This is a genomic window from Paenibacillus sp. FSL H7-0331 (assembly GCF_001956045.1).
On record NZ_MRTH01000007.1, the window covers coordinates 131,646 to 144,163 of the forward strand.

General features: G+C 48.6%; 7 protein-coding genes. All 7 read right to left on the minus strand.

Going from position 1 to position 12,518, the window contains the following annotated elements; genetic code table 11:
- Positions 1–38: 38 nt before the first annotated feature.
- Complete coding sequence (locus BK127_RS12555; RefSeq protein WP_076230397.1) at positions 39–3,116, minus strand: putative baseplate assembly protein; 3,078 nt, start codon at positions 3,114–3,116, stop codon at positions 39–41.
- Positions 3,117–3,177: 61 nt separating this feature from the next.
- Entirely contained in the window at positions 3,178–3,579 is a 402-nt protein-coding gene (locus BK127_RS12560; RefSeq protein WP_076230398.1) for a GPW/gp25 family protein, read from the minus strand.
- Between the two features lie 28 nt (positions 3,580–3,607).
- A complete protein-coding gene (locus tag BK127_RS12565) occupies positions 3,608–4,330 on the minus strand; it encodes a phage baseplate assembly protein V (RefSeq protein WP_076230399.1) in 723 nt (240 codons plus the stop codon).
- A complete protein-coding gene (locus BK127_RS12570) occupies positions 4,330–5,424 on the minus strand; it encodes a phage late control D family protein (protein ID WP_076230400.1) in 1,095 nt (364 codons plus the stop codon). Before BK127_RS12570 ends, BK127_RS12565 begins: the two co-directional genes overlap by 1 nt.
- Positions 5,425–5,430: 6 nt before the next feature.
- Positions 5,431–6,057 carry a CIS tube protein gene (locus tag BK127_RS12575; protein ID WP_076230661.1) on the minus strand — a complete coding sequence of 209 codons (627 nt, stop codon included), beginning with the start codon at positions 6,055–6,057 and terminating at the stop codon, positions 5,431–5,433.
- A gap of 102 nt (positions 6,058–6,159) precedes the next feature.
- Entirely contained in the window at positions 6,160–12,045 is a 5,886-nt protein-coding gene (locus BK127_RS12580) for a sbcc family protein (RefSeq protein ID WP_076230401.1), read from the minus strand.
- Positions 12,046–12,063: 18 nt separating this feature from the next.
- Entirely contained in the window at positions 12,064–12,513 is a 450-nt protein-coding gene (locus tag BK127_RS12585) for a phage tail protein (protein WP_076230402.1), read from the minus strand.
- Between the last annotated feature and the right edge of the window lie 5 nt (positions 12,514–12,518).

A 12,518-nucleotide genomic window follows, 5' to 3' on the forward strand; every position in this document is an offset into this window, starting at 1 on the left:
TATCGACAAGTCCCTTGTGACTTGAACAACAAACTGTTTTAAAGCGCGGTTACGACAACCTTGTGCATACCGCTGATGATAATTCCATGCAAAAGAGAGGGCAGACTGTTAACGTCCAGCTCGGTACGTATATGATCCTCGATTTTATATACCGACATATACAATTTTTCGACATGGTTGATCGAATGAATCGATTTTAAAAGTGCATAAAACATCGAAAGATGGATATCCTGACCGATTTCCCAGCCTTTTCCGTCATAGTTGCCCGCGAGCGGGTCCAGAAACTGCTGCAGCTTGGCTATAGCCGCAAGCTCTGTCGGTACGACGGCATCCATACCCTCAACAGCCACATATGCGGTTACGGATACCTCGATGAAGGCCGGCTGGATGACCTGAATGCGATCAGGCAAAGCCACCATACTCGAAGCGCGCTGCAGCACATAACGTTCAACCTGCCGCTTGAGCTCAGGAAAGGCTGCAAGGCCCCCGACACCCTCTTGAGGCAGGATGACCAAAGTAATACAGCCGATTTCCTTCTCCACCCGCGCATTATAATTCGCCAGACAGGTAACCCGCGCAATGTTTGGATAAGCCTCCCGTGCCAGCCACTCGAAATCCTTTGCTGTTACCGCACGGCCCCGATGCTTGAGCTGCTGTGGTCCACGACGCATGGCTGATTCCTGATTCTCCGCATCGCAGCCGCCAGCCGCTGCCTCCGGGTTCATAGCTCCGCCTACAAAAGCAATCGAGTTTTGCAAGCTGGCAATCTGTCCCGCCCCAACATTGCCTTCTTTACCGCGAGTCACCTTGTAAGTAACCTTTATTTGTTCCAGACCACCCTTGGGGGGTAATTTACCGTGAATCCCATCACCAAACCGGATTCGGCCAAAGGCCCGATCAATAGCATAGTGGCGGTCCTCTCCACCAGAGTCACTCAGATGTGCTACTGGAAGCCATCTTACCCATAACCGGTAAATATACCCGTCCGTATCGCGTATCACATCGAGTTCCAATGTGCCCTGCTCCAAATGCAGCCGCACCTCTTCCTCGGCCATCGAACCTGTCTCATCGACCCAGACCGTTTCCGCGACAACAGGAGTTCTGCTCAGCTGAAACTCGGAGGCAAATTCACCTGCTCTTGGATCGGGGTATTCGTTATGTACGGTTTCCTGCTGAACGGCTGCTACCGTATTCACATACATCCCATTTACAACTGGTATCGCCACATTACCCGAGAAATCATCATATTTGTCGTCCCTGTTTACCGCACGCAGCCAATAGCCATCCTTACCAAACAAGGAGGTTCGCTGAAAATCGGCTGGACCCGCAAACTGCAACGACCCCGTCCTCGTTAATCCGTTTGTATCATCAATCACCTTGAGCACTGACCATCTTGGGCCTTCCCCTGAATAGCCAGCCCTCCAATACTCCCATTCGAGCAGCGGAATATCTTTCTCAGTCAGCTTCTGCGGCTGTACGGATACTAATATCGAGATCGGTCCTTTAACCGGAGGTACATCGAACGCAAGGTGCAGTGCCGGATGGTTCACCTCCATATGAAAAAAAGGCTGGAACGGTCCCGAATGCCCCTGGCTTTGCATGGTCTGATCTATCATAACCGTATGATTAAGCGCAAGGCAGCTCCGAAGTGGATACAACCGCTCCGGGTATGTGTAAGTTAGCTTAACCCCCTCCAACCATGGAGAAAGGTATACTGGCAGCGCCGAGTACAGATTTTCAATTTGCAAAATACGCGCCCGAACCCAATGGCTCAGATGGGAATTAACAAATGTTTCTTCCAGGTCCTGTGGACACCGGAACGATACCTGCTTGCGCTGCAGCTCTTCACCAGGTCGATAAAATAAGCTTTCAGCCTCTCTGCCAGCGTCCAGTCTGACCCAGGCACTCCCATTCCAATATTCCCAAATCACCTGGGCAATCGCAACGATCGGCGGGTTCGGTCTTTCAAAGCTGGATTTTTTCATGACAAGCTTCCAGTCCACAACCTGCTCCTGCTCCGTTTGAAACCGGTTAGGAATGACTTTGAGGGCAAACGTCATCGTAATCATGCCATCACGCTTGCTGAGCACTTCATCGCTGGATACGTAGAAGGTACCGTACGGAATGAATTGATCCCCAAACGGGTAAAAACCATCATCTGCATTCGCCTGAATATCATTATAAAACATCATATCCGGCGCAATCCCGCCCCGGTCCAGGCTGTCCACATACTCGGTTTTCACATGAATACGGTCCAGTTCCAGCCGCTGATCGGCAAGTGAGGGTGTATGACTGCTGCCCCGTTTCATCCGGCATTGAATGTAGCGTCCACTTCGGCCGGACAGCTCCTGCTGGGTCACTTCACCAAGCTGCATTTTATGTAAAATGACCCGATTTCCCTCTGATTCAACGCGGTCAAAGGGTACCCAGCCGTCATCTGTAGGATACAACCATTCAGCTAACGAAGGGTCCGCCAGCCGCTGACTCAGGCTCAGCTCCTCATGGGGCTTCGTCGAATGAACGACCTCCAGCTCGATTCGGGCTGTTTCGTGAAGTAGAAACATATCGCCATGCTCCAAATAAAGCACATGCTCCTGAAGATTATTTGCATCCGGCAGCTGGAACAACGGACTTGGTGCCGCTAATCCGGCTTGCGCTGCAGTCACCCATGGCTCTGGTATTTGCAGGATGCTATCGTGCTTCTTGCTGGTCAGAAAAGCGGCAATGAGTGCTGCAGGGGTGAGCAGTAGCAGCCGTTCCGTCTCAAATAAAATGTCCCCTTCCGCACTGGGAGCCGCAACCTGCGTACCAGCTGGAATCAGCACAGGCTGCTGAACTCCCGAATTCAAACGAAACGTCAAAAACGTACTGGCTGGGCGTGCCGGAAGCAAAGACACATCAAACAAGTTCATGAAGGCAACAAGGTTTTTAAACGGCACCCGGTTCATTCGTTTAATATTTTCCTGAAACATATCGGCAAATATAAGAAATAGTGCACTGCCCGGGTCCGGGTCCTCAGGCGAAAATCGCCATTCCGGTGTGTAATACGGAACCATTTCCTTCATCTGGGCTATCAGGTCCTGCTTATCACGCTGATCAATTTTGGGAGGCTGCATGCATCCACCCCCTCTCTGTCCGCTTTGTCATAATCGATGCTTCCACCTTTTTCCCGCTTGTTTACTTCGAGCCTTCATGGATATAGAAAGGATACACCAGATTAAACAAATTGTTAGTCGTACGCACTGTATATCGAATACCTATATTGACTCTACCTATGTCTCCATTGTCCACAATGGCCTGAACCTCGATCTCATGCACGCGGGGCTCCCAGTTCTGGATACCCTCCCGAATACTGCTTTCCAGCAGTCGTAAGGTCGTGGCGTCCGTATTCCCAAATGCAAAGTTAATCACATCGCAGCCAAAATCAGGTCGCATCGTACGTTCTCCCAGAGAGGTTCCGAGGATGATGCGGATCGCTTCAGCGATATCCTGTTCATATTCCGACATCATGATACGACCTGTTGCCTTGTCCACCTGAATGGGGAATTTCCAGCCGCGTCCCAGAAATTGTTCGCTCATCGCTCTCACCCCTTTTCCATCATCTCTGCTAATTGATTTTGACCAGACTGCCTTTAATGTTAATGATTCCATCGGATTTGATATCCAGCGAAGCGCCTGCTTTCAAAGCCATCGTAGCGGATGCTTCTATGCTAACCTGAGTTGATTTGATATTAATCGCCTTGGTACTCTCGATTTTCACATCACCCTTCGCATTCAATGTAATGGTCGAGGTACTGCTTTTAATCGTGATCTCGTTAGCCGAGCCGCCTTTGATCTGAATCGCATTATTGCCGCTCTGCTCCTGAATATCTATCGTATCTGCCTTATCCGAAAATTCGATGGTTTGGCCTTTGTTCGTCTTGATCGTCACTTTGCCGTCACTGTCATTATCATCAAAGGTCAGCACATGACCTGCACGTGATTTGAATTGACGGATATCGTTCTTATCATTGGCTTTGGGCGAAGGCTGCTTCGTACTCCACAGCACCCCGATCACGAATGGCTGGCGAATTTCGCCCAGATGGAAAGCGACCAGCACCTCATCCCCCACTTCGGGAATAAACAGACTTCCCCTGTCCTTACCTGCCATCAGAGTCGCTATTCGAACCCAGTCGGTTTCCGTCTCCGTTTCCCGCAGCGGGAGCTGCAGCTTGACCCTGGCCAATCCATCGGGATCTTTATTATCCGTCACAATTGCTACCATCACGCCATCAATCTTTGGAAAGACTGGCTCGGACATCCCACGGAATGAAAAATCCGGGTAATTCATCACACCGCATTCCCCCCAACTTGAAATCGTGTTACATAGCCGGAATCATCAACAATGTGCAGCGTTGAAATAATATAATAGGGCTGGCTCAGCTTGCTGCCGATTCCACTAAGCTTGATGTAGCGTCCTGCGCGTATTTCCGGAATACCCATGCATTCCCCATGACCATTGATCAGCTTCATGGATCTTTTATTCAATAAGGCCTCGGCATGCGTCTTCGCTTCATCCTGAGAGTCGATGTTGGTATACACATGCTCTTTATAAGTACCCTGTGCTTTCAAAATATCTTTACCCGTCTTGGAATTAGAGCCAAGCTTGGTTACGGTTGTAGCTGTAGCTTCCACTACCTCCAGCTTTTTATTATCCCAGCCACGTACCGTCACTTCCGTAATTTGATCGGCAAGATTCATATCTATCGACAGCGACAGCAGCGATGTGCCCCACTGCAATTCGACAACCGGAGTCATTTCTGTTAGCGGCTTGCGAAAGTACATCGTTTTCCCAACTATAAAAAAATCATAATGCACCAGATCGGCTAAATATTGAATGAAGTGATAATCATCAATCTGATTCTGCGATACGGTATTGTACATGGTCGTTGTATCGTCCACCTGCGTCTTGATGCCGTACGTACCAGCGATTTCCTTGGCAATATCACTATATTTTTTTTGAGTCCATGACTTCGATTTGGAGCCTTTCATCATCAGATACGACATATCCATTCCCCGAACGAGCAGATTGGGTGTCGTGTCGTCCGAAAAATCAGCTGTAACGGAGGTGATGTACCCTTGAAAAACCGTCGTTAGCTTATCGACGTATCCAAGCTTGATTTCTACTGCTTTGCCAAGCACAAATACGTCGTTAAGCCATAAAAATTCACGTTGTTCCAAATCAAAAGCGTTCGTAATCTGAAAGAAAAAAGAATCTGCCGTCCCTTCCAGGCTGCTTTCTACTTTTAAAATCGATATCGCAATTTCATCGGCTATTTTGCTTCCATTTACCAAGATTTCGAAAGCCGGGGAAAAAAAATCGCGATATTTTTTTCCCAGCTGGTCCGTTGTAAACTCGCCACTATCCAGCTTAAGCTCTGCCATTGTTGATCACTCCAGCCTTGGAACGGTTATTCTACGGCCCGGGTCCAGCTTCAACGGATTATCAATCCCATTGGCCCGAGCAATTTCGCGCCATAAACCCGGATCTTCATATTCGGAGGCGGCCATCAGCCACAGCTGCTCCCCCTGCTTTAATAATTTTTGCTTGGTGCGGTCCGCAGATTGACGCGGGATCCCTTTGAGCTGTTCATTTTTCGTCTGCCACGAATGGAAGACCACTTTCAGCTTGGCACGAACCGGAATTCCCGTATCCAGGAACATCGTGAATTTCTGACCAACCGAGATAACGACGCCTTTAAAATCAATTGAGCCCCATACAAATCGGCATACCGGCGGCGCGTGCAAATCCTTGTCCACATTGAGAAGCTCGGAAATTTTGCGGGTATAATTGCGAACATCAGTAGCAGCCTCCGAGGTATCAAAAAAGAAATCCATCGACAGGTTGCTGGTCTCTCCGGATACGAACTGACCGATCGGCATAGAAAGACCTGGAACCACTTTCCAAGAATACTTATTACTTAAATTGTGGTCGTATTCAGTTGGATTGAACATGACATCGATCTCTTCTTTACGAGTTCCTTTATCGACAATGATCTTTGCTTTTGTAAGTGACAATGGTTTCCATCCCTTTCCTTGCATCCTGGTACCGTTCGCTGGTTCGTGCCCATCCTCTTTTGTTCTAAAACCCGATGGGATAAAGCTGGCATAACTACACGGTTACCTGCCACGCCGCTGACGTTCAAACCGCATCCGTTTCTCAAGCTCACGTGTTACCTTATCTACAATATGATTGACATCCAGCTGTGGAAGCTGCTTAATCAGCTCATTAATTTGTTCTTTTGTAAGTTCAAGCGGCTCCATGGACTGTATGGTTTCCGAGGATTCCTCGGATTCAGGCTGTCGTTGTCGTCTTAACAGCTCCAGAATAGGTGTATTCAGATCCTCAGACTGGCTCGATTCGGAATTCGGCAGCTTATGCTCCAGTAGTGCACTCGGTTTTCCAAGCGCTGCCGATTGCTGCTGTGAATGTGTGAAAATATCTCCTGATGCTGCGCCCATTCCGGGATTGCCGAATCTTGGCTGCCCATGATGATCGGCTGTATCCTCCCACTTATGTGGTCTTACAGAAGTAGGAGCTTGTGCCAAAGATCGCAGCTTGCCTTGGAATTGAATTGTCGCTCTCTGGTTGTTGTCCGCAGCAATCCATTCCTTGCTCTCTGAGCCTGTAGGCTGCGAGGACTTGCTAAAGACGGCCTGCGGCCTGAATTGCGAAATGCGCTTCACAGATAGTTGAGGTCCGCTGTTCGTATTCAACATGGGTCTGTGAGCTTCTGTCCCCTGGTCAGGTTGATTCCTAATCCCGACCAATCCCGACTTCTTGGTGAACAGCTCGGGTGCAGGCGGCTTTGCAGCTTTACGAAGCATCCGTACAGGTGCAGGTTGCCCGGAGCCATCTGCGAAAGGGATTCTACTGACACCCCGTTGTCTGACTAAGACAGAACGCCCCCTAACCCCCTCGAACGCAGGCTTAAAGCGATCCTGCTCTACTGCACCCGTCGGCCCGGCAGCTGTAGGATTGTGCATTCGCTGTTTGGCATGGTCTGCTATGCTTATGTCGCTGCGCACATCCTGCTGCCATTGAATCGTACCTCCGGTGTTCATTGTGGCAGCTGTGGACACCTGTTCCATATGGTCACTATGATTCGTGCTGTCTGTAATGATACGACTCTTATTCTGCAATCTGCGCTGCACTGCACTGGATAAACTGTTTGTGCGTTGAAACACTTGTGAGCCATGATCATCAGACTGTTCATTAGGTGCTCTGTGCAAAGCTGTTCTTTGAAAAACAGTTCCATTAGATCCTTTTAAACCAGGTCTATTTAGGGCTGAGCCATGTAAGGCAGATCCGTGTAAGACAAGTCTACTTAAGGTAGAAACTTGTACAACAGAACCCTTTAATGCAGGAGCTCCCTGACCTTGTAAGGTAGATATGATGGGAAACATTTGCAAGCTTGATCCTTGATAACCCGATGCAGTAGCAATATGGTCTTTATTACGAATACCCGCTGGCTCGATCAATATCGGCGCTGCACCCATGCTTGAATGAATAGCGCTGAGGCTGCGAGTCTGGATATGCGTTATTTCCTTTAAAGGCGAAGCTTGCGAACGTCCGCTTATCGCAGATTTTGCACCTGAAACAGAAATGATGTCTTGGTGCGGTGTCATAGAACGTTTCCCTGCAAAATTGTCCAGCGATGGCTGCAAGGATTGCTGAGATGTATATAATGCTCTAGTGCGGTGTATAGGAACCGCGTTTGCTTTTGTTAATGCTGCTCTTAGTGCCAAGCTTGATGTTGTTCCAGCAGCGTCTCGTGCTATATGTGAACGTACAGCAGACTTATCCGATTTGTTTATATGAAAATCGCTTCTTGCCATACTCAGTGCTTTCATACTTCTTATTTCGTTGTTTGCTCTTCTAGCCAACCCCCGTTCACGTATTGGGGCTTGGTTAAAGGTTGAACTTCCTTTTGCAAACTGATTTCGTTGAATAAATGCTCCCGCTTCACCGTTTACCAACCTCGGTAAGAAAGCAGGTAACATCCTCGATTCTGGTGAAATGGGTGCTGCATTTGATCCTTGTTTCAAACTTGCTCCTGATTGTGAAACCCCAAGCATCGCCATAAGTCCGACCATCGCGCCTGGTATTACCCCTGCGTTTGAGTTAGAGGATTTCCTTGCTACATTTCCAACTGCTGAATAATTTGCCTGCTTGCTAATTATAGGTCCTTCACCGTTCGCGAACCCTGTATTTGATCGATCTGCAGGCTTTTGCATATGTGTGCCACTCACTGATCTCGCTGTCCGCTGCAGTGATGAGGGCTCTTCTTTGGCACGTGGACTTAGCCCTGATCTTAATGCGTACCCTATCCCCGCTTCTAGCTTAGCCAGTTCGGGCAGACCCGAGCCTGATCCAGATGAAGGCTGCCAAGGCTCGATCCACTTTTTAGGAGCATTTGTTCGGATTGCGGCGTCATTACGCTTACCACGCACCTGATCGGTCTGATTGAAGAATTCCGCTCTGTCGGCCTTGTCGACGATTGAAGGGTCAACACTGTTCCTCTGAGATAGCTTAGCGGTTTGCAAAGACTCGCTAGACTGGTCATCCGGTTGCCTGAAATGCTGCAACGTGGCCGCAAGAATGAGCGGACTGGATGCTCTGACTTGAGCCACTGTTCGATTGCGGGCTAATACCTGTGACGCAATATGTCGTTCTGTCACGGGTAGCTTACTCATGGTAGCGTGTCGATTCCTCAAAAGATAGGAAAGGCGTTCAGATAGATTCGGACTCCCGTTCTTCGCATTCCCGCCCCTTAGAGCATTTGAAACACGATCTGTCAGTGCGCCCTCTTTATGATTGGACTCGCCCCATCTTGCAGCACTCGATTCGGATTGAATCTCCGAAACCGAGTTGAACCTATGGTTTAATGCTTGTCCTCTTCGACTACGGTTGCCTGTCTTCATCTGCTCGGTCGTATTTCTGCTTTGTCTCTGTTGAATAAGCGGGTGGTCTACGCCGATCCATTGCCGCTCTCTTAAAGTAGTTATCACAGGAAGCTGCAGGGCTAATATGACATTGCTGGCGTTAAGGCTTGATATTTTACGTCTAGCTATATCGTTGAAGCCCGGCAGTGTACCCGGTCCACCTTCTCGATCTGCTGCTTGAGCCCTGGCCCTAAATGCAGTAGTCCTTGCCAAATTTTGAGTAGGTGCAACGTTTTCTGCCGACGTTCCTGAACTTCGTTGTATGCTGAGACTACTATCCTGAGCTGCGTTTGGTTGTCTCACATTTGTCTGCGTATAGCTTAGGGCATTCATTCGCTTTGTTGCAGCGTTTCCTGCCAATATACCTAAACTTCGTCGAATGCTGATACTATTGTCTAGAGCTGTTTCTGGCTGTCTCACATTTGCTTGCGTATACCTTAGGGCATTCATTCGCTTTGTTGCTGCGTTTTCTCCCAATATACCTAAACTTCGTCGAATGCTGATACCATTGCCTGGAGCTGTGTCTGGCTGTCTCACATTTGCTTGCGTATAGTTTAGAGCAGTCATTGGCTTTGCTGCAGCCTTATCTATCAATGTTCCTGAATTCCGTTGCAGGCTGAGCCTATTATTCTGGGCTGCATATGGCTGTCTCACTTTTGTTTGCGTATAGCTTAGAGCAGTCATTGGCTTACTTGATAACAGAGTCCTTACGCTCAACTCATGCCTATGGTTGTTGTCTAGAACAGCCGGCTTCCAACCCTTAAGCAGCATCAAGGACAGTGGCGGCAAGGGTGAAGTCATCTGGTAATCGGACCCGTGATTATCGTTATCGGATTTACGAAAAATCGGTTGACGTTGCCCTGCCATCCTGTCGAAAGCTGATGCTTCATATAGGGTACTTGTACGGTTATTCAAACCCTGAGTTGCCCGCTCTTGCCTAATGTACTTAGGAGATTGCTGCATGACTCGATTGGCCAAGTTAACCCTTCGATAAGCATCACTTTGTTGTTCATGTGCAGGTTCATGCTCCGGTGGAGCAAGTATTTTTTCAGATGTCTCTTGTCGTCGTTGATTCGATAGTGCTCGGTATGTTGCAATTGTGCCGACAGGTGGACTGCTTGCACGATCGCCCCCATCTTCTATCTGTGGAAGATTCCTTCCAGCAGAATGGGAAGCAGCCTGCATGACCGGATACTGCCTGTAGTTACCTGGAAGCCATGGATCTGACTGTTCAAATCGCAATTTACGATTAGCGGATACAGGGTATAGCGTGTTAGCTGTATGTGCAAGCTGGAAAGAAGATGTCTTCCTTTGGGTGATTGGACTGAGGGAATCCGCACTCCCCTGATGACGTATGGATTCACCTCTCCATCTCTTCCCAGCATGATTATCATTTTCAATAAAGCTATTGTTACGACCATCACGGCTTAATCTTTGGTTTAAGCTAGTACCAAAAACCTCTGCCATGCGTCTTTGCTGGTTAACACTTGAAGATTGGTGCTGCATATTCCCACTTTGTCTGGTCCGTGCTGGCAGCGTTGCCTGCGAAATCATAGACAAGAGTGATAGTGAAGCATGCCTGCGACCAAGAGGAAGCATTCCTTCATGCTGCCGTTGAATCACGGCTGTTTGGATTTCTTTATCACTGCGAGCTTGATAAACTATGCGTTGACTCATTCTGGCAGAGCTCTGTTGATCAGGTGTTGCCTGCTGCCATTGCAGTTGCCGGCCTACTGTCTTATTACTAGTCGTACCGCCCGTTTCACCCACATGAGTTCGCCAAACCATAGGGTACGTGGCAGTGCTTGAAGAACGACGCTGCAAATAGCCAATTTGCTCATTCTGCGTCAGCATTCGAAGAGGTATTGTTGAACCTGAGTTCAATTCCTTATTGTGCACAATCTGCCCTATACGCTGCGAGACTTGCATGCTTCGCTGCTTACTATTATCCGGTACCCATCTTACAGCACCCTGTTGTGTTGTAGTCAATTCCAATGGATTGGCTGGAAGTGAAAGCTCTGAAACGTTCGCTGCTGACTCTTTACTAGGAACGATTGGAGTATGCTGCATCACTTGTCGATTTTGAAGCTCAAATGTCTCGTCTGTTGCCGCATCAAGCTTTTGTTTTACAGTCTGATTCTGTACGGCTTCTGTAATCTGCTGTTGATCTTGGGCAACGTGCTCTTCCGGGATGCGTTCTTCCCGCTTATGTTCATGCACCAAAGATGACCCTTCATCTTGCAGTCCTTGCTGTTGTACGGGCACTCGAGCCGATGGCGCTAATAGCTGATTTTCCTGAATGTGACCGGTATACGGGACCTGACTCGGCTCCAACGCTTGCGGCTGTCCTGTAGCTTGAGAATGCTCCGGCCGTTTGCCCTTCCTGTTGACCAATTCAGTATTGCTGTTCTTCGTTTGCTTCTCTACCTGGCGACGAGTTCGATCGTTCCGCTCGGCCTGTTGAAGCTGTTTTTTGCTACCTTTTGTCGCTTTTGCATCCCTTGGCGTAAGTTTTGTAAGGGTATCAGGCTTCAATCGAGCTGTTGATATTTTGTCCGTCGCAGTAGTTGAGGTACTGCTAGCCGCGGTTTGATTTCTTTTTTCAACCGGAATGACGCCGCTCTGCATGGCCTTCGGTGCTGCTCCAGAGGGTTTCATTTGGACCAAAGCCTGCTTGTTCCGGTTTGTCCCCGCCATACCGCTGTAATAATGAATCAACCGCTCAAGCCGATGGACCGTTTCCGTACGAGTTACGATTTGCTTCGCTCCACTATGCTGGAGTGCCGCCAGTTGGGCCTTTAATTGTTCGACCATGTGCCGCCATTTCGCCGAACCGTCGTCCCGCTCTTCGTCGTCAGCCCCTGCCATTTCGCGAAATACCAATGACAGACGTCCAAAATAATCCTGGCGCCAAAAACCGTATTTACCTATAATGTTGTCAGCAAAAAGTCGAGTAAGACGTGCCGTGCCGCTGCCGTCGTCCTGCTTACGCTGTGGAACGTTCAACCTGCCGAGCTTACCGGCTGTCGTATGGGGGATATGTGATTTTCGGGATTTCATGCCAGTCCCCCTACCCGATTATTTTTTGCTGAAAACCGTTTTCAAGCCGTTATGCACCAGTTCAATGGATTCAATAGCAACACTTGTACTCGTTGAGTTCATATCAGGACCGCTCCATTTCACAGGATAAGCCTCAAGAAAATTCCACCTGCAAATTTCGTTGCCTGAAATATGATTCAAAATAATCGAGCCGCTTTGACGGACAATTTTACCTTTTAGAGCATCCGCGTACCAATCCCACAGATCGCTTGATTTCGTAATTCCCCGCTTGAGTACAATCCTTGGATTTTTTACGCCTTTGCGGAAATAATGGACATAATCGTTCAAGCCGCCCTCTGAATAAGGAACAAGCTCGATCTCCGAATTGAGCCCTGTAACTTCCGTAAAACCGCCCACAAACAATCCATCCAGCTCGACCTCAAACCGTAGGGGTGCACTAATCTCATTTCTTCTAGAGGCCTCGCTCATCTGTT